This is a genomic window from Marinimicrobium koreense, from assembly GCF_003762925.1.
Lineage (GTDB): Bacteria > Pseudomonadota > Gammaproteobacteria > Pseudomonadales > Cellvibrionaceae > Marinimicrobium > Marinimicrobium koreense.
Map to the genome: position 1 here is coordinate 2904825 of NZ_RJUK01000001.1, position 18852 is coordinate 2923676.

At 61.0% G+C, this 18852-nt stretch carries 14 protein-coding genes; 8 read left to right on the plus strand and 6 right to left on the minus strand.

Annotated elements, in window-relative coordinates; genetic code table 11:
- Positions 1–4: 4 nt before the first annotated feature.
- On the plus strand, positions 5–3586 hold the full coding sequence (locus EDC38_RS12505) for a 3-keto-alpha-glucoside-1,2-lyase-like domain-containing protein (protein WP_123638793.1): 3582 nt from the start codon (positions 5–7) through the stop codon (positions 3584–3586).
- A 103-nt stretch (positions 3587–3689) separates the two neighbouring features.
- Here EDC38_RS12505 and EDC38_RS12510 read toward each other — a convergent pair whose 3' ends face one another.
- Positions 3690–4793: a Gfo/Idh/MocA family protein gene (locus EDC38_RS12510; protein ID WP_123638794.1), complete on the minus strand. Its 1104-nt coding sequence runs from the start codon at positions 4791–4793 to the stop codon at positions 3690–3692.
- A 369-nt stretch (positions 4794–5162) separates the two neighbouring features.
- Between EDC38_RS12510 and hemF the strand changes: the two genes are divergently transcribed.
- The 7 genes from hemF to EDC38_RS12545 all read left to right on the plus strand — a co-directional run bounded on the left by hemF (position 5163) and on the right by EDC38_RS12545 (position 13086).
- Complete coding sequence (gene hemF, locus EDC38_RS12515; protein WP_123638795.1) at positions 5163–6083, plus strand: oxygen-dependent coproporphyrinogen oxidase; 921 nt, start codon at positions 5163–5165, stop codon at positions 6081–6083.
- Positions 6084–6101: 18 nt separating this feature from the next.
- Positions 6102–6938: a shikimate dehydrogenase gene (aroE, locus tag EDC38_RS12520; protein WP_024461815.1), complete on the plus strand. Its 837-nt coding sequence runs from the start codon at positions 6102–6104 to the stop codon at positions 6936–6938.
- Between the two features lie 94 nt (positions 6939–7032).
- A complete protein-coding gene (locus tag EDC38_RS12525; RefSeq protein ID WP_024461816.1) occupies positions 7033–7758 on the plus strand; it encodes a FadR/GntR family transcriptional regulator in 726 nt (241 codons plus the stop codon).
- Between the two features lie 27 nt (positions 7759–7785).
- The gene (locus tag EDC38_RS12530; protein WP_123638796.1) at positions 7786–9525 is read left to right on the plus strand and encodes an IlvD/Edd family dehydratase; all 1740 of its coding nucleotides are present in this window, start codon (positions 7786–7788) and stop codon (positions 9523–9525) included.
- Positions 9525–10292: an SDR family NAD(P)-dependent oxidoreductase gene (locus EDC38_RS12535; protein ID WP_024461818.1), complete on the plus strand. Its 768-nt coding sequence runs from the start codon at positions 9525–9527 to the stop codon at positions 10290–10292. The genes EDC38_RS12530 and EDC38_RS12535 overlap by 1 nt, the downstream gene beginning before the upstream one ends.
- A 304-nt stretch (positions 10293–10596) precedes the next feature.
- On the plus strand, positions 10597–12171 hold the full coding sequence (locus EDC38_RS12540; protein ID WP_123638797.1) for a sodium/sugar symporter: 1575 nt from the start codon (positions 10597–10599) through the stop codon (positions 12169–12171).
- Positions 12172–12174: 3 nt separating this feature from the next.
- On the plus strand, positions 12175–13086 hold the full coding sequence (locus EDC38_RS12545; protein ID WP_211331089.1) for an SMP-30/gluconolactonase/LRE family protein: 912 nt from the start codon (positions 12175–12177) through the stop codon (positions 13084–13086).
- Positions 13087–13092: 6 nt separating this feature from the next.
- Here the strand turns inward: EDC38_RS12545 and EDC38_RS12550 are convergent, their stop codons facing one another.
- From EDC38_RS12550 to EDC38_RS12570, 5 genes are all read right to left on the minus strand, one after another.
- Complete coding sequence (locus EDC38_RS12550) at positions 13093–14598, minus strand: YifB family Mg chelatase-like AAA ATPase (RefSeq protein WP_123638799.1); 1506 nt, start codon at positions 14596–14598, stop codon at positions 13093–13095.
- 120 nt (positions 14599–14718) lie between these two features.
- Positions 14719–14961, minus strand: a complete 243-nt coding sequence (locus EDC38_RS12555; protein ID WP_123638800.1) for an accessory factor UbiK family protein — start codon at positions 14959–14961, stop codon at positions 14719–14721.
- A gap of 56 nt (positions 14962–15017) precedes the next feature.
- Positions 15018–15839, minus strand: a complete 822-nt coding sequence (locus EDC38_RS12560; protein ID WP_123638801.1) for an ABC transporter permease — start codon at positions 15837–15839, stop codon at positions 15018–15020.
- Positions 15836–16816 carry an ATP-binding cassette domain-containing protein gene (locus tag EDC38_RS12565; protein ID WP_123638802.1) on the minus strand — a complete coding sequence of 327 codons (981 nt, stop codon included), beginning with the start codon at positions 16814–16816 and terminating at the stop codon, positions 15836–15838. The genes EDC38_RS12560 and EDC38_RS12565 overlap by 4 nt, the downstream gene beginning before the upstream one ends.
- A gap of 79 nt (positions 16817–16895) precedes the next feature.
- On the minus strand, positions 16896–18599 hold the full coding sequence (locus EDC38_RS12570) for an EAL domain-containing protein (protein ID WP_123638803.1): 1704 nt from the start codon (positions 18597–18599) through the stop codon (positions 16896–16898).
- Between the last annotated feature and the right edge of the window lie 253 nt (positions 18600–18852).

Sequence of the window (18852 nt, forward strand, 5' to 3'; positions counted from 1 at the left end):
CCCCATGAAACGCCCTTATACCCTCCATCGCACCGCATTGCTGGCCACGGCCCTGGGCAGCCTGCTGCTCACCCAGGCCTGCCAGAAAACTGAACCGGCGCCTGAATTCCAGGCCGCCAGCCCGGCGACGCTGGAGGGCGACATGATTGCCTTTCGCTCCACGCTGGATAACCGGGCTCGCATGCTGACCGTGCGTCAGCCCGATGACATCAAGCTGGCGTACGACGTGGAAACCGGCAACCTGCACCAGGCCTGGCGGGGCACGGTGCACTTTACCGGCGCGGTCTTCGATACCCGACACGGCCCCCAGCCCGTCTCCGAGGGCGACCTCTACCTGACCCAGGATGCCCGGTGGCAGACCGAAGGGGCCAGCGTTCAGTATGGCGGTCATCGTTATTCCGGCGATCAGCTGGCACTGCGTTACGACGTTGAAGCGGATGGCTGGAAGGCGACGGTCTGGGAAAAGCCCAGCGCCCGGCTGGAGGAGCAGAGCCTGATCATCACCCGTGAGTTCGCGGTCAATGGTCTGCCCAAAGGGCTGGGCTTGACCCTGACCGGCCTGGCCGAGGCGGCGGACCAGTCATTGGTCGGCAGCGGTGAATGGCAGGGCAGTCAGACCCTGCGGCTGAAAAACGGCGTGACCCGGGTACAGCGCACCTTTACCGACCCGACCCGGGTTGAGCGACCGGATGAGGCGGGCGAGGGCGATCACCCCGGCCAGACACTGGTCGAAGGCAGTGATTGCGCTGCCTGTCACAATCCGGAAATCAAGACGGTCGGCCCCTCTTACCAGTCCATTGCCGAACGCTATGACAATACCCCGGACAACCGGACCATGCTGGCTAAAAAGATCATTCTCGGGGGCGCCGGCAACTGGGGCGAGGTGCCCATGAGTCCGCACCCGGACCTCAGCCGGGAAGATGCTGAGCAGATGGTCGACTACATCTTCTCCCTGCAGGAAGAAACGGAGGGAGAAACCCGCTGGAATCTCGACCAGCCGGCCACCGACACACTGGAGTTGGTGGCTGAGACCCCGGCCGAGGCCACGGGAGATGGTGCGCTGGTATACCGCCACCTTTTCAGTGGCGATCAACCCAATATTGAAAGCCTGCGTGGCATGGCCCCATCCGAAGTGGCCCGGGTGTCGCGCATTCACTTCCCGGACAAGGCCTCGTTCAAGCCTCTGGATCTGCGCTTCGCCCTGCAGGTAAAAACCCACCTGAAAGTGGACGAGACGCTGGAGACCGAGCTGCGCCTGATCAGTGATGATGGCGCGGTGGTGTACCTGAACGACGAGCTGCTGATCGACAGCTGGGGCTTCCATGGTCCCGAGCCGGAAGATGCCAGCGTTACCCTTGAACCTGGGCTCCACGCACTGGAGGTGATCCACTTCCAGAGTCACGGCGGTGCGACCCTGTCGATGCAGTGGCGCAACCCCGAAACCGGCGAGTTTGAAATTATTCCGGCGGAGATGTTGCAGATCCAGGCCGCTGATCGCCGGGACGTGGTGCCGGTGATTACCGACCCGGAGCGGGTCAAAACCATTCCCGGTGACCAGACCAAAGTCGCTGGTGTACATCCGGCCTTCGATCGCTTCCAGGCCCGTCCGGACGAGTTTGAACCCATGGTCGGGGGCATTGATTTTCTGCCCGATGGCCGGATGGTCATCACCACCTGGGATCCGGAAGGCTCGGTGTATATCGTCAGCGACTACGACCAGGGCCCGGAACAGGCCAGCGTCAAACGTATCGCCCGGGGTCTGGCCGAACCGCTCGGCGTGAAGGTGGTGGACGGCGATATCTACGTACTGCAGAAACAGGAACTGACCCGTCTTGAAGATGTGAATGGCGATGAGATCATCGACGTTTATCACTCGGTATCGGCGGACTGGTCCGTGACCGACAATTTCCACGAGTTTGCCTTTGGCCTGGAATACCAGGACGGCCACTTCTACGGCACTCTGGCCACGGCGATTCTCTCTGGCGGTGCCAGCGCCGACCCCCAGGCGCCGGATCGTGGCAAGGCCATCAAAATCCGTAAAACCGACGGGCAGGTGGAGTTCGTTGCCCAGGGCCTGCGCACGCCGAACGGCATTGGCTTTGGTGTGGACGGCGAGCTGTTTATCGCCGATAACCAGGGCGATTGGTTGCCTTCCAGCAAAATCGTCGAACTGACGCCAGGGGCCTGGTACGGCTCGCGCTCGGTGGACTTCGAGGGCACCGCCGACCTGACCGAAACCAAACCGGTGGTCTGGCTGCCCCAGGACGAAATCGGCAATTCCCCCAGTGAGCCGGCGCCGCTGAACGTCGGCCCCTACCAGAACCAGATGATCCACGGCGAAGTGACCCACGGCGGCATCAAACGGGTGTACGCCGAGCGGGTGAACGGCCGTCTGCAGGGCGCCGTGTTCCGCTTTATCCAGGGGCTGGAAGCCGGCGTCAACCGCCTCGACTGGGCGCCGGATGGTTCACTGATCGTCGGTGGTGTCGGCAACCCGGGCAACTGGGCCGATGGTGAAAAACAGTGGTACGGACTGGAACGTCTGGTCTACAACGGCGAGACCGCCTTTGAGATGCTCAGCGTCAGCGCCCGCTCCGACGGCTTTGTGATCGAGTTTACCGAGCCGGTGAAGGTGGGCCAGAATATCAGCCCCGAAGATTTTGAGATTCTTCAGTGGTATTACGAGCCCACCGCCGAGTATGGCGGTCCGAAAAAGAACGTCACCGAGTTGCCGGTGGAGGGCTTTGCCCTGTCGGAGGACCGCAAGCGGGTGAGCTTCAAGCTCGGCGGACTCAAGCCCGACCATGTGGTGTATTTCCGCATCGCCCGGCCCTTTGTCAGTGAGACCGACAACAGCCTGTGGACCACGGAAGCCTGGTACACCCTCAACGCCATTCCGGAAGACCAACCGGTGGCGCTCGAGGGTCGTCAGCCCGAGCACAATCAACTGACCGAGATCGAGCAGGCCGAAGGCTGGAAGCTGCTCTTTGATGGCAAAACCCTCAACGGCTTGCGCAACTACAACGCCGATACCCTGGGGGAGCGCTGGGTCATAGACGATGGTGCCTTGCATATGCAGGCCAACGATGGTCGCTCCGGTGGGGATCTGGTGATCACCGACGAACCGCTGACCAGCTTCGAGCTGTACTTGGAGTGGAAGCTGGCGCGCAACGGCAACAGCGGCATCATCTACAGCGTGGATGAGTCGCCGGAGCTGGAGGCGCCCTATATGAGTGGCCCGGAGTATCAACTACTGGATAATATCGGCCACCCGGACAGTGAGATCTACACCCATCGGGCCGCCGATCTTTATGACCTGATTGCCGCCACGCCGGTCACCGTGAATCCGGCCGGCGAGTGGAACCGCACCCGTCTGGTGGTGGATAACGGGCGGATCGAGCACTGGCTCAATGGCTTTAAAGTGGTGGAAGCCGAGATGGGCACTCCGGAATGGGAGGCGATGATCGCCGAGAGCAAGTTTGCAGACTGGGAGGCCTTTGCGACGACCCCGGAGGGGCATGTGGTTCTCCAGGATCACGATGACCCGGTGTGGTTCCGTAATATCAAGTTGCGGGAGTTGCCGTAAACATTTGGGTGATGGCGGGTGCGGCCGTTGGCCTTACCCGCCCTACGCGGCCTGTTGTGCCAACGAAACGGACCCGCCGTCACCCAATCCATTCACCTAATCGCTACAACTCAATCCGCTTACCATCCTCCCGGGCGGACTTGAAAATCGCCTGGACAATGCGAATATCCCGCAAGCCCTCCTCGCCGGGCACCATGACCGGCATATCCTGCAAAATGGCCCTGGCATCGTCGTCCATCTGTGCGGCTTGTTGATTGGCGATGGGTTTGTCCAGCTTCCTACCATCGCTGGTCGCTCCCTGCACACCGTTGTAATTGGACATGGGCCGCAGGTAATAGGAACCCTCCGCGCAGGTCACCTCCAGCTTATTACCTGGCTTCACAAAACTGGTCATACACTCGGCCACCGCGCCGCCCGGAAACTCCAGGGTAAAGTGCGTCGTGGAATCCACCTCGGTAAACACCTCCGGGTGGGTAATCTCATGGCGGCCGGATACCGCAATGGGCTCTACCCCCGCCGCGTAACGCGACCCGTTAAGCGGGTAGACGCCCATATCGTACATGGCCCCACCGCCCATATCGGCGCGCATCCGCCAGTTGTCCGGCGAGCGATTTTCGCCACCGGAATAAGCCGCCACAGCTTCAATGCGCTCGATCGCCCCGTAGGGTTTGTCCTTGGCAAACTGCATCACCGTCTGGGTATTCGGCTCATGCTGCATCCGGTAGCCGATGCTCAGCTTCACATTGTTTTCACGGCAGGCATCAATAATCTCCTGACACTCCGCCTCATCCATCGCCATCGGCTTCTCGCACCACACATGCTTCCCCGCATTGGCGCCGATCACCGAAAACTTCCTATGCAGACTCGTGGGCGTCACCACGTAAATCACATCAATATCCGGGTTATCGGCGATGGCGTGCATGTTCTCGTAGTTGTACACATTGGCGTCCTTGATACCGTATTTTTCCTGCCATACCGGAATCTTCTCCGGGCTACCGGTGACAATCCCGCGCAACTCACAGTGCTGGGTCAGTTGCAGTGCCGGCGCGAGCTGGTTGGTGCTGTAGCCACCGAGACCGACCAGGGCGACGCCCAGCTTGCGGGAGGGATTGCCCAGTAGGTGGGGGGACCAGCCGGACGAGAGCAGGGCGGTTGAGGCGCCGAGGCCTTGCAGGAAGCGGCGGCGGTTGAAGTTGGGGTGGGGCATGATTTTACCTCCAAGTTACCGAGTTTTAGTCGCGTTGGGAGGAGCATATGGTTTGGGTAACGGCGGGTGCGCTCCGCTTACCCGCCCTACGCAGACCACGTACAGTACGCAGAATGTGGCACGGAGGGTTTGCGTGGAATTACCGGTTGGAGACTCTCGGAGGCAGGGAGCCGACGAGAAGCCTCCAGGGATGGATTCACGGCGGGTCTCCAACCGGTAATTCCACGCAAACCCGGTGGTGAACGTTTTAGTGCTTAGTTACGAATGGTTCGACCATAACCCAGTTTAGATCACTCTGGCCATGAGTTTCGCCTCCTTGGGCCTGGACGCGTACAATAGCGCTCTTCATTAGCACCACGAGACGCCCCCATGCCCACAGATACCGCCCCCGACAAACAGGCCGTCAAAGACTACCTGCTCGGACTCCAGGACCGCATCTGCGCCGAACTGGAAACCGAAGACGGCGGTGCCCGGTTCATACAGGACCAATGGCAGCGCGAACAGGGCGGCGGTGGCCGCTCCCGGGTGCTGACCGAAGGCAACGCCATCGAAAAAGGCGGCGTCAACTTCTCCCACGTCTTTGGCGACCAGATGCCCGCCTCGGCGACCGCCCACCGGCCCGAACTGGCCGGGCGCTCCTTCGAAGCCATGGGCGTATCCCTGGTCATCCACCCCAACAACCCTTACGCCCCCACCAGCCACGCCAACGTGCGCTTCTTTATCGCCGAAAAACCCGGCGCCGAACCCGTCTGGTGGTTCGGGGGCGGTTACGACCTGACCCCCTACTACGGCAACGACAACGACTGCCGTCACTGGCACCGCACCGCCAAAGAGGCTCTGGACCCCCACGGCGACAACCTCTACCCGTTTTTCAAGAAATGGTGCGATGACTACTTTTTCCTGAAACATCGCGACGAACCCCGGGGTGTTGGCGGCCTGTTCTTCGACGACTTCAATGAACTGGGCTTCGAGCGCAGCTTCGCGGTGATGCGCGCCGTGGGCGACAGCTACCTGCCCGCCTACCGCCCGATCCTCGCCCGGCGCAAGGACACCGAATACGGCGAACGCGAGCGCAACTTCCAGCTTTACCGGCGAGGGCGTTATGTGGAATTCAATTTGGTGTATGATCGCGGCACTCTCTTTGGTCTGCAGACCGGGGGGCGCACGGAGTCGATACTGATGTCTCTGCCGCCCCTGGTGCGCTGGGATTACGACTGGCAGCCGGAGCCGGGCAGCGCCGAAGCGGCGCTCACAGAGCACTATCTGCAGGCCAGAGACTGGATCGAATAACAATAGCTGGAAGGTTGTATGACAGACGCTTACGCCGTATTCGGCGATCCCATCGCCCAGAGTAAGTCCCCCTATATCCACCGTCAGTTTGCCGAGCAGACCGGGGAAGATATCGCCTACACCAAACAACAGGTGGCCGAAAAAGACTTCGAGCAGGCCGCCGATGCGTTTTTCGCCAGTGGCGGCAAAGGCCTGAACATCACCGCCCCGGACAAACTGGCCGCCTATGGTTATGCGGCCCGCCTGACACCGCGTGCCCGCCGCGCCGGTGCGGTGAACACCCTGGTAAAGCGAGCGGACGGTACCCTGCTGGGCGACACCACCGATGGGATCGGCATGGTAAACGACATGCACAACCTCGGCTGGGAGATAGCTGGCAAGCGGGTGCTGATCCTGGGTGCCGGGGGGGCGGTGCGCGGCGTACTTCAACCGCTGATGGAGCAGGAACCCGGCTCACTGACCATCGCCAACCGCACCGTGCACAAGGCCGAGCAACTGGCCAAAGGGTTTGCCGACCTGGGCGTGATTGAACCGTTGGGGTACGAGGCCTTGAGCGGACGTCAGTTTGACCTGGTGATCAATGGCACCTCCGCCGGCTTCGGCGGCGAACTGCCGCCCCTGCCCGAGGAGCTGCTGGCCGAGGGTGCTGCCTGTTACGACATGATGTACGCCGCCGAACCGACACTGTTTCTGCAGTGGGCCGAAGCCCACGGCGCTGCCCGACTGACCGATGGCCTGGGCATGCTGGTGGGACAGGCGGCGGAGTCCTTCTATCTCTGGCGCCAGGTGCGCCCGGAAGTGGTCCCGGTGATTACCGCGCTGCGCCGGAGCCTGTCTGCCAAAAAAGGGGCGTAAGCCCTGTCGGCTTTGCTGTAAGATAAATAGCATTTATGGTCGGTAAGGCGCGTCGGCGCGTATATCCGGCTTTCCAACCACAGCGAGCAAGGTAATGAGCAGACTAGAGGGCGGCCGCAACCTGACCCATCAGGTGACCTACCAACTGGGCGCAGCCATTGTGCGCGGGGAGTACAGTGTCAATGATCCCCTGCCCACCGAGGCGGACTTGTGCGAGCAGTTTGATATCAGTCGCAGCGTAGTGCGTGAAGCGGTGAAAATGCTCACCGCCAAGGGGCTGATTTCCTCCCGGCCCCGCCAGGGCATTCGGGTGCAACCCAACCATCGCTGGAACATGTTTGACGAGGACGTTCTGGAGTGGACCCTGAGCAGCCGCCCCTCCCTGTCGCTGCTGCGCGAGTTCACCGAGCTGCGCATCGGCATCGAGCCCGAAGCGGCCATTCTCGCCGCCCGGAAGCAGAACCGGGAGCGGATTGCCGATATCGAAAAAGCGCTCTTGCGCATGGAAGCCGCCGAACGGGGCAACGATGACCCCCTGGAGGCGGACATTGCCTTCCACTCGGCTATTCTTTTGGCCAGCGAAAACCGCTTCTTCATTCAGCTGCGCAATTTCATTCAGACCGCGCTGCGCGTCAGTATCGCCTCCACCAATCAGATGAAAGGCGTTACCGTGGCCAGCGAAGCCGACCATCGGACGGTGTACGAGGCGATTGCGCGCGGTGATGTGGAGGGCGCGGGCAAGGCTGCTGTTGCCCTGTTGGAGGAAGCGCTCCACCTGATCGACGCCGCGATTGCGGCTCGCCGCACCGAAACCGCCTGATTTTCATGTCTGCAGGAACCCTCCCCCATGTCTGATTCCGACACGCCGGGCAAGCCCCGGCGCAGCACACAGAGCTACGGCAAACTGGATAAGGACGGTTTTATCCATCGCTCCTGGATGAAAAATCAGGGGCTGCCGGATCATGTGTTCGACGGTCGGCCGGTGATCGGCATCTGCAATACCTGGTCGGAGCTCACCCCCTGTAACAGTGGTCTGCGGGAGCTGGCCGAGTACGTCAAACGCGGCGTCTGGGAAGCCGGCGGGTTGCCCCTGGAGTTTCCCGCCATGAGCCTGGGGGAAACCCAGATGCGCCCGACCGCCATGCTGTTTCGCAATCTGCTGGCCATGGAAGTGGAAGAGTCCATTCGCGGCAACCCGATTGATGGGGTGGTGCTGCTTGGGGGCTGTGACAAAACCACCCCGGCCCAGATCATGGGCGCCGCCAGCGTCAATCTCCCGACCATGGTGGTGTCCTCCGGCCCCATGCTCAACGGCAAATTCCGCGGCCAGGACATTGGCTCGGGCACGGATGTCTGGAAGTACTCCGAGGCGGTACGCGCCGGGCTGATGAGCATTGATGATTTCATCGCCGCCGAAAGCGGCATGTCCCGCAGCCGGGGCGTATGCATGACCATGGGCACCGCCTCCACCGTGTCCAGCCTGACCGAGGCCATGGGGCTGAGCCTGCCCTTGAACGGTACGCTCCCCGCTGTGGATGCCCGCCGTCAGGCGCTGGCGCACCTCACCGGGCGGCGCATTGTCGAGCTGGTGAAGCAGGATGTCCGCCTCGCCGACATCCTGACCCGGGAAGCGCTGGAAAACGCGATTGTGGTCAATGCCGCCATTGGCGGGTCCACCAACGCGGTGGTGCACCTGCTGGCCATTGCCGGGCGGCTGGGGATCGAGCTGGCACTGGATGATTTCGACCGGCTCAGCCGGGACATTCCGCTGCTGGTGGACCTGATGCCCTCGGGGCGTTTCCTGATGGAGGATTTCCACTACGCCGGTGGCCTGCCTGCCGTCATGGCGCGTATCAAGGACAGGTTGCACACCGATGCGGTGACCGTCTCGGGTGTTGCCCTTGGGGACCAGATTGCGGACGCGCAATGTTACAATGACGACATCATTCGAACGCTGGACAATCCGGTCAATCCGGATTCTGGCATCTGGGTGCTCAAGGGCAACCTGTGCCCCAAGGGGGCCATCATCAAGCCCAACGCGGCGACTCCCGCGCTGTTGGAACACACCGGGCGGGCTGTGGTGTTCGAGAGCATCGAGGACTACAAGGCGCGCATCGACGATCCGGATCTGGACGTGGACGAACACTCGGTACTGGTACTCAAGGGGTGTGGCCCCAAGGGCTACCCCGGCATGCCGGAAGTGGGCAATATGGCCCTACCGAAAAAACTGCTCGAAAAGGGCGTGCGGGACATGCTGCGTATCTCGGATGCGCGTATGAGCGGAACCGCGTTCGGCTCGGTGATTCTCCACGTTGCGCCCGAATCCAGTGCCGGGGGCCCCTTGGCCGTGGTGCGTGATGGCGATGAGATTGCATTCAGTGGCAAAAACCGTAGTCTATCGCTCAGGATCAGCGACGCCGAGCTGGCGCAACGGCTGGCCGAATGGCAGGATAGTCGGCCGGAGTCAGAATACACTCGCGGCTATGCCAAGTTATATATTGATACCGTGCTCCAGGCCGATCAGGGCGTCGACCTGGACTTTTTGAGGGGCGCCAGCGGCGACCAGGTGGACCGGGAATCGCATTAATGACTGAATACACCCGCTATGCCAGTCTTGCTCACCGCTCGGTATTCATTACCGGCGGGGCGACCGGAATAGGCGCTTGCCTGGTCGAGGCCTTTGCCGCCCAGGGCAGCAATGTCGCCTTCGTCGACCTCAATGAAGAGGCGGGGAATGAGCTGGCCGAGCGGGTGCGTGCCGAACACGACGCCCAGGTGGTATTCCGCCGCTGCGATGTCACCCGAATCGACGAGCTGCGCGCCGCCATTCGCGCCCTCGCGGATCAGTGTGGCGACTTCACCGTACTGGTGAACAACGTCGCCAATGATCAGCGCTACGACCCCCGTTATCTGTCTGAGCAGGCCTGGTACAACAGTCTGGCGGTCAACCTGCACCCGGCGTTTTTCGCCGCCCAGACGATCCAGCCCCTGATGGCCCGGCAGGGCGGCGGGGTGATCATCAATTTCAGTTCCATCAACGCTCTGTTCGGGCCGAGCAAGCTGCCCAGTTACAACACCGCCAAGGCGGCCCTGCTGGGGCTGACCAAGTCCCTGGCCCGGGATTTCGGCTCGGACAAGATCCGGGTGAACGCGATTGTGCCCGGCTGGGTGATCACAGAGCGCCAGCTCAACAAGTGGCTCACGCCGGAGGCGGAAGCCTGGTGGATGGATCAGGTGTGCCTGAAGGAGCGGATTCTGCCGGAAGATGTCGCCAACTTGACCCTGTTTCTCGCCTCGGACGACGCCCGGATGATCACCGGCCAGAAGTTCGTGATCGACGGTGGGCGGTTGTAGTTTGGCAAGCAGCGGATGCGCTTTGCTTATCCGCCCTACGGATGCCGCATCCGCCGCTCACCAACCTAACCATCCGCCGTAAACACACCCAATTCCCACTTTTCCCCCTGAAATCCCTACATCGGCACTCGCAGTCGATGCGGATTATCCGCATAATAGCCGCTCGAAAAATTCCGGCGGAATCCGTGCATTCATCGGCAATACTCTTCGGCGTACCTCCCAATAGAACGCAGGGCGGCGAAGCGGGCGTAGGGGCGTCCACACCGCACCCGCCGGACAATAATCACATAATATGGAGTGCAACATGAGCTTGTCACCACTTGATATAACCACCTTTGCCGTTTACTGCGTGCTGCTGGTCGGCATTGCCTGGTGGGTTTCCCGGGAAAAAGCCGGCCACGAAAAAAACTCCACGGACTACTTTCTGGCGGGTAAATCCTTGCCTTGGTGGGCCATTGGCGCCTCGCTGATTGCGGCGAACATTTCCGCCGAGCAGATCATCGGTATGTCCGGCTCTGGCTTCGCCATCGGCCTGGGCATCGCCTCCTACGAGTGGATGGCAGCCATCACCCTGTTGATCATCGGTAAGTACTTCCTGCCGATCTTCCTGGAGAAAGGCATCAGCACCATGCCCCAGTTTCTGGAGCAGCGCTATGACAGCCGGGTGCGCACGGTCATGGCGATTTTCTGGCTTGCCCTCTATACCTTTGTGAACCTGACTTCCATTCTGTGGCTCGGTGCCCTGGCAATCAATGCCATCACCGGGCTGGATCTGGTCTATGGCCTGAGCTTCCTGGCGGTGTTCTCCATCGGTTACTCCATCTACGGTGGCCTCAAGGCGGTCGCGCTGACCGACATCATCCAGGTGGTGCTGCTGATCATCGGCGGCCTGATGGTGTCCTTCCTGGCGCTGGACCAGATCGCCGAAAATGCCGGTGGTTCCGGTGCTTTCCAGGGCTTCTCCATCATGCTGGCGGAGATTCCCGAGAAGTTCGACATGATTCTGGACCCGAGCAACGAACACTACATCAGCCTGCCGGGCATTTCCGTGCTGGTCGGTGGCCTGTGGATCATGAACCTGTCTTACTGGGGCTTTAACCAGTACATCACCCAGCGCACCCTGGCTGCCAAGAGCCTGGCCGAAGCGCAGAAGGGTATCGCCTTTGCCGCCTACCTGAAAATCCTGATGCCACTGATTGTGGTGCTGCCCGGTATGGCCGCGGCCATGCTCAAGCCGGATCTGGCCCAGCCGGACCAGGCGTACCCGGAAATGATGAAGCTGGTACCGCAAGGCCTGCTCGGCATCACCTTCGCCGCCCTGGTGGCCGCGATTGCCTCGTCCCTGGGTTCCATGGTGAACAGTATCTCCACCATCTTCACGATGGACATCTACAGCAAGATGATCAACCAGAACGCCACCGAGCATAAAAAGGTCATTATTGGCCGCTCCGTCGCCTGCCTGGCGATGTTGATTGCCGTGATCATCGCCCGCCCGCTGCTGGGTAACTTCCCCCAGGCGTTCCAGTTTATTCAGGAATTCACCGGTTTCTTCACTCCGGGTATCGTCACGATCTTCCTGCTGGGCTTTTTCTGGAAGCGCGCAACCGCGACGTCAGCACTGGTCGCGGCCATTGCCTCGGTCGTGCTCTCCGCGCTGTTCTGGAAGTTCATGCCCGGCCTGCCGTTTATTGATCGGGTGGGTATCGTGTTTATTGCCTGTGTGGTGCTGGCCGTCGTGATTACCCTGATCAGCGGTGCCAAAGAGCAAAGCAATGCCATTCACCTGGACAACATCGATTTCAGCACCCGTACCAGCTTCAATGTGTTGAGCATCGGTGTGGTTCTGATCCTGGTCGCGCTGTACAGCGTCTGGTGGTAAATCGTGCGGCAGCCCGAGTGTATTAAAAGCCTGCCAGTCGGGAATGTTCTGGGAGAAGGGGTGCTCTGGCACCCCGACCAGCAATCCCTCTGGTGGACCGATATCCTCGGTTGTCGTCTTTACCGCTATCACCCCGACTCGGACTCCCTGACCGAGTGGTCCACACCCGAACGGCTCACCGCCTTCGGGATTGTGGCGCCTTCGCAAGCTATCTCACAAGCCCCCCAGACCCTGATCGCCAGCTTTGACAAGGGCTTTGCTCTGTACACGCCAGAAACCGGCGACTGTCACTGGTTGGCCCACCCCGAAGCGCACAAACCGGGCAATCGGTTCAACGATGGCAAGGTTGATCGGCAGGGCCGTTTTTGGGCCGGCACCATGGTGGAAGCCGGGGACCCGCTGGCGGATGAGGATGGCGCCGCGCTCTACTGCTGGACGGCTGACGGCGATGTGCAGCCGCATTTACGGGGCCTGGGCATCAGCAATGGTTTGTGCTGGAGCCCGGACAGTCGCACCGCTTATCTGTCTGATTCCGCCCGGGGGGTCTATTACGCCTATGACTTCGACGCCCACAGTGGCAGTTTCAGCAACCGTCGAGTGTTTGCCCTGGCCCCTGAGGGCACTGGTCATGACGGCAGTTGTGTAGATGCCGAGGGCAATGTCTGGAATGCCCTGTTCGGTGGCGGCCAAGTGGTGTGTTACTCCCCCGAGGGCGAAGTGTTGCTGGAGCTAGAGGTTCCGGTCAGTCAGCCCACCTGTGTGGCTTTTGGTGGTCCGGATCTGTCCTGGCTGCTTGTTACCACTGCGCGGGTGAATTTGTCTGAGGCACAATTGGCCCGAGAGCCCGAGGCGGGCAATCTGTTGATTTACCAGACCGATGTGAAGGGGTTGCCGGTGGATTTCTTTCGGGGGTAGGGCACGTTATCCCTTACGCCGATCCAACGTCCGATACCCCAACGCCTCACTGATATGCACCGTTTCCAGAGACTCACTCCCCGACATGTCGGCAAGCGTCCGCGCCACTTTCAAAACGCGATGATACGCCCGGCTCGATAACCCGAGCTTTTCAATCGCATCCTCCAGCAGGTTCTTATTGGCCGGCGTCAGCGCACACACCCGCTCCAGCTCAGGCACACTCAACTGATGGTTGGCTTTGCCCTGCCGGTCCAGCTGCCGCTGCCGGGCGGCGATCACCCGTTCGCGCACAACGGTACTGCGCTCGCCTTCACCTTTACTCTGCAGCTCCCCGCGTTTCAGCAACCGAACCGGTACGTGCATATCAATGCGATCCAATAGCGGACCGGAAATCTTGTCCCGGTAGCGACGAATCTGATCCGGCGTGCAGGTGCAGTCGCCCTCGGCCGCACCGTGGTAACCGCAGGGGCAGGGGTTCATGGCCGCTACCAATTGAAACCGGGCCGGGTACACCGCCTGTGCCCGGGCGCGGGAGATACGCACTTCGCCGCTCTCCAGGGGCTCGCGCAAGACTTCCAGCACATGCCGGTGAAACTCCGGCAACTCGTCCAGAAACAACACCCCACTGTGGGCCAGAGAAATCTCCCCTGGGCGCGGATTGGAGCCGCCGCCCACCAATGCAATGGCCGAGGCGGTGTGGTGGGGTGACCGGAAAGGCCGTACCCGATTGCTGTGACTGCCGGCACCGGGGGCCACTGAATACACCGCCGCCACATCCAACCGCTCACGATTTTCCAGCGGGGGCAGTATGCCGGGCAGGCGACTGGCGAGCATGGTTTTGCCAGTCCCCGGCGGCCCATACATCAACAGGTTATGGCCGCCGCTGGCCGCGACCTCAAGAGCCCGCTTGGCCTGTACCTGGCCTTTGACATCACTGAGGTCAAAATCCAGAGTCGGTTCGTCGGTGGCATCGAACGGTCCTTCGGCCTGGGGCAAGCGCTCCCGCTGATGCAGGTGCGCGCACACCGAGAGCAGGTTTTTTGCGGAGAACACGGCCGTGGAATCACACAGCGCGGCTTCCTCGGCGTTGTCGGCGGCGACCACCAGATGCCGTTTGGCATCGCTGGCAGCCAACGCCGCAGGCAGGGCACCGGTGACCGGACGCAGCTCGCCGGAGAGGGCCAGCTCACCCATAAATTCACAACCGCTCAGGCTGTCTTCCGGTATCTGACCCGAGGCGGCCAGAATGCCCAGGGCGATCGGGAGGTCAAAACGACCCCCTTCTTTGGGAAGGTCCGCAGGCGCGAGATTGACGGTAATCCGTCGGGCGGGAAATTCCAGGTGGCTGTTGAGAATGGCACTGCGCACCCGGTCCTTGCTTTCTTTCACGGCGGTTTCCGGCAGGCCCACCATATTCAGGGCGGGCAGGCCGTTGGAGAGATGAACTTCGACGGTGACCAGCGGGGCCTGGACCCCGAGCTTTGCACGCGAATAAACAACGGCGAGCGACATGAGCAATCCTTGCGTGTGTGAGTTTCGTTCTGGGGGAAATATACCTTAACGGGGTAGTCTGAAAAAGGAACCGGGTTCCGTTTTTCGGGACAGGACTGCTGTCGGATTACGCGCGGTGCGCTAATCCGACCTACCGGAGCGCTTTTCCAGATCGGCGAGTTGTTTCTCCAGTTGTTCCAGACGCTCGCGGGTGCGTTGGAGTACAGCGCTCTGGGCGTCAAACTCTTCGCGGGTGACCAGATCCATCTTTCCGAGCGCGGACTGCACGGCGGCTTTGATTTCCTGCTTGGGAAGCATGTCCTGCAAGCCCGGCAATTTGCGGTCAATTTCCTGAAAGAATTTCTGGGCAAAGTCGTTAATCATAGGGGCGCTCGATCATGCTGGGGAAAACCCCAGTGTAGCGTGTCGGCTAGCGGCTGTCAGTGCTTGCGATGGTACAGGCGCATGGCCAAGGGGCCAAAAGTGAGGGTCAGTAGCGCGGGCGTGAGCAGGGCTATGCCCAGTGAAAACGCCACCAGCTCGCCAACCATGGCGCCGCGCATCGCGGAGACCAGATGGGATACCGGGTTCAGTGCCACCAGGGTCTGGAGAAGTTCGGGCATGGTGGCCGGGTCCACATAGATATTGGACACAAAGGTCAGAGGCATCAGCACCAGCCAGCTCAGGGTCATGACCGCGCCGGGGGTGCGCAGCAGCAGGCCCAGGACGGTGAAAATCCAGCCCAGTCCAAAACCAAAAATGTTCAGTAGCACAAGCGACAGGAGCACGCCGACAATACCCTGTTCCGGGCGATAGCCAAGCAGCAGTCCAATCAAAACCACAATCAGCGAGGCGCCGGTGTAGCGCAGGATATCGCCGAGCATCGCACCGACCAGAGGCGCGGGTGCCCAGATGGGCAGGGACTTGAATCGGTCGTACACGCCCTTGGACAGATCCCCGTTGAGGGTGACGCCGGTGTAAATGGACGTAAACACCACGGTCTGAGCCAGAATGCCGGGCAACAGGTACTGGAGGTAGTCACCAGTGGAACCGGCCAGGGCACCGCCAAAGAGGTAGGTAAACATGACCGTGAACATGATGGGCGTGACCAGCACATCAAACATCTGCTCCGGGACATACTTGATCTTGAGCAGCGCGCGCCAGCCGAACGCAATGGTACAGGCGATGGGTCCGGCGGGGGCCGGGCGATCGAGTACACGGATACCCCGGATGAGCGCGCGGGCGGAGGAAGATCCACTCATTGGGAGGCTTCCTCCGGATCGTTCTGTGGGCTTACGGTGTGCCCGGTCAGGGAGAGAAAAACTTCATCAAGGCTGGGCTGGCCCATGGAAAAGCTATTCAACCCGATGCCCGCCTGGGGCAGTTCGGCCAGCGCCCGGGTGGCCTCGGAGCTGTCCGAAAGTTGCACCGTCAGGCTGGCCGGATCGGCTTCCAGATGCACCAGGCTGTCGAGATGACCAGCGAGGATCAGCTGTGCCTGTTCCCGCTGGGCCGGGTCGGTCAGTTGCAGATGCAGTACGTTGCTACCGACCGAGGCTTTGAGCTCCCGACTGGTGCCTTCGGCAATGACGGCCCCCTGGTCGATGACGGCGATGCGCTCGGCGAGTTGGTCGGCTTCCTCCAGATACTGAGTCGTGAGCAGCACGGTAGTGCCATCGTCCACCAACCCGCGCACAATGTCCCACACCTGATTGCGGGAGCGCGGATCCAGGCCGGTGGTGGGTTCATCCAGAAACAGCAGGTCTGGCGTGATGATCAGAGAGGCGGCGATATCCAGACGGCGACGCATGCCCCCGGAATAGGTTTTAACCTGGCGCCGTGCGGCATCCTGAAGGTCGAACGCCTTGAGTAATGTGTCTGCGCGAACGCGGCCGCCGAGCCAACTGAAACCCTGCAGCCGGGCGAGCAGGGTCAGGTTTTCCCGGCCGGAGAGATCTTCGTCCACCGAGGCGAACTGTCCGGTCAGACTGATGCGGGCGCGGACCTGCTCTGCCTGATGGACCAGATCGTGCCCCAGTACCCGGGCTTCGCCACCGCTGGGTGGCAGTAAGGTCGAGAGCATGCGCACGGTGGTGGTTTTGCCGGCGCCGTTGGGGCCGAGTAGGCCATAGACACTGCCGCGCTTTACCTGGAGGTCGATCCCACGTACGGCGAGGGTGCTACCAAAGGCCTTGCGCAGCCCTCGGGTTTCGATGGCAAAGTCGGGTGTCGAATCCATGAAGTCGGGTCCTTCGATGACGCTGTTGCTCAAAGGGGCAAAGCTAGCATGATCGTCGGCAGCAAACTGTGAGAAATTGTTACGCGATACTGTGCCATTGCTTGACCGTGTGGCACACCTTGTCCACCGGTTGGGGGGCGCAGAACAGATAGCCCTGCATCTGATCGCAGCCGGCGGCCTGCAGCCAGTCTCTCTGTTCCTGGGTTTCCACGCTTTCGGCGATCACCACTTTGCCCAGATTATGTGCGAGGTTGATCATGGCGGTGACCAGGCGTTGGTCGTCAACGCTGTGGTTCAGGGCGGCCAAAAAGCGGGAATCAATTTTTACCGCCCGGATGGGCAGGCGTTGCAGGTGCAGGAAGGAGCAGCTACCACTGCCAAACTGGTCCAGGGAGAATTCCAGGCCCAGGTGCGATAGTGGCCGCATGCATAGGCTGACCAAATCGAGATTGTCCATCAGGCTGGCTTCGGTGAGCTCAAACTCCAGATTTCGGCCGGGCACATTGAGCTGGTTCAGGGTCCCCGCCAGCCGATGCACCAGTTGTTCATCCCGGAACTGGCGCACCGAGAGGTTGACCGCCATGCGCAAGTCCAGCTGACACTCGCGCTGCAGCAGGCACAGGTCCTTGCAGGCGCGCTCCACAATCCAGTAGCCAATGTCGTTGATCAGGCCGGTATCTTCGGCAACGCTGATGAATTCTTTGGCATCGAGCAGGCCGCGCTCGGGATGCTGCCAGCGCAGCAGTGCCTCCATGGCGACAATGTCCCCGGTATTGAGGTCGATGCGGGGCTGGTACTCCAGGCTGAGCTGATTCAGTCGCAGGGCGGCCCGCAGGTCGGACTCCATTCGCAGTTGCAGGCGCACGGCTTTGTTCATGGCTTCGGTAAAAAAGCGGTAACTGCTGTCGTCCTGTTGTTTGGCCTGATACATCGCCATATCGGCGTTCTTGAGCAGACTTTCGGCATCGCGGCCGCCGTCCGGATAGACCGCGATGCCAATGCTGCAGCCGATGCGCATTTCGTAGCCGCCGATATGATAGGGCGCACCGATACGTTCGATGATTTTCTCGGCAATATGGGCAATGTTGGCGCCATTATCGGTGTTTTCCAGCAGCAGAGTAAATTCATCGCCCCCCATGCGGGCAACCGAGTCGCTGCGGCGCATGCATTCCTTGAGGCGGTCCGCGCACACCCGGATCATGGTGTCGCCGGTGTCGTGGCCGAAGCTGTCATTCACCTGTTTGAAGCCGTTCAGGTCTATGAACATCAGTGCGAACTGGCCCTGATCCCGGTCCGCCAGGCGGATGGCGTGTTCGAGACGGTCTCGAAAAAGAATGCGGTTGGGGATGTCGGTGAGGGTATCGTAGTGCGCCAGGCGACTCAGGTGTTGCTCGGTGCGCTTGCGCTCGATGGCGTAGCGCAGGGTACGCTCGAGCAGCTGGGTATCGATATGGCCCTTGATCAGGTAGTCGGCGGCGCCGGCGCGAATGGCTTCCCGGTCCACCTCGGTTTCCATTTCGCTGGTCATGACCACGATCGGGGTGGTGCAGGCCTGGGTTTTGGCGGCGGTCAGCAGGTCCTGAGCGGTGTGGCCATTACCCCAGTAATAGTCCAGCAGCACCAGGTCGTAGTCGTCACCAAAAATGGCGGGCAAAGCGCCATCCAGCCGGTCGTGCCAGACCAGCTGATAGTCGGTGTGGTGAATCTTTGACAACAGGTCGGCCAGTAGCAGGTACTCGCCTTCCTCGCCGTCAATAAAGAGGATCTTTACGATTCTGTCCATTGCCCGATTCCATGGTTCCTTTGGTATCGTTGGGGGCATCGCAGGGCTTCAGTGCGCTCAACCTTGACGCCGCCGACCCGGCCGCGCGAGGCGATCCGGTTCTCGTTGTTTATGACCCAATACTCATCTACCTTGACGGACCACACAGCATGAAGAAATCCGCGCCAGTTGAGGACTTTACACCACCTATACCCCATAATAAACCACTTTCGCGGGGTGCCAATGGCCGCTGGTCGGGCAGTGACACGTGCGT

Bases quoted from the DNA above. Each gene is read 5' to 3' on its own strand.
- EDC38_RS12505 (WP_123638793.1), top strand. From the start codon at position 5: ATGAAACGCCCTTATACCCTCCATCGCACCGCATTGCTGGCCACGGCC.
- EDC38_RS12510 (WP_123638794.1), bottom strand. From the start codon at position 4,793: ATGCCCCACCCCAACTTCAACCGCCGCCGCTTCCTGCAAGGCCTCGGC.
- hemF (WP_123638795.1), top strand. From the start codon at position 5,163: ATGCCCACAGATACCGCCCCCGACAAACAGGCCGTCAAAGACTACCTG.
- aroE (WP_024461815.1), top strand. From the start codon at position 6,102: ATGACAGACGCTTACGCCGTATTCGGCGATCCCATCGCCCAGAGTAAG.
- EDC38_RS12525 (WP_024461816.1), top strand. From the start codon at position 7,033: ATGAGCAGACTAGAGGGCGGCCGCAACCTGACCCATCAGGTGACCTAC.
- EDC38_RS12530 (WP_123638796.1), top strand. From the start codon at position 7,786: ATGTCTGATTCCGACACGCCGGGCAAGCCCCGGCGCAGCACACAGAGC.
- EDC38_RS12535 (WP_024461818.1), top strand. From the start codon at position 9,525: ATGACTGAATACACCCGCTATGCCAGTCTTGCTCACCGCTCGGTATTC.
- EDC38_RS12540 (WP_123638797.1), top strand. From the start codon at position 10,597: ATGAGCTTGTCACCACTTGATATAACCACCTTTGCCGTTTACTGCGTG.
- EDC38_RS12550 (WP_123638799.1), bottom strand. From the start codon at position 14,598: ATGTCGCTCGCCGTTGTTTATTCGCGTGCAAAGCTCGGGGTCCAGGCC.
- EDC38_RS12555 (WP_123638800.1), bottom strand. From the start codon at position 14,961: ATGATTAACGACTTTGCCCAGAAATTCTTTCAGGAAATTGACCGCAAA.
- EDC38_RS12560 (WP_123638801.1), bottom strand. From the start codon at position 15,839: ATGAGTGGATCTTCCTCCGCCCGCGCGCTCATCCGGGGTATCCGTGTA.
- EDC38_RS12565 (WP_123638802.1), bottom strand. From the start codon at position 16,816: ATGGATTCGACACCCGACTTTGCCATCGAAACCCGAGGGCTGCGCAAG.
- EDC38_RS12570 (WP_123638803.1), bottom strand. From the start codon at position 18,599: ATGGACAGAATCGTAAAGATCCTCTTTATTGACGGCGAGGAAGGCGAG.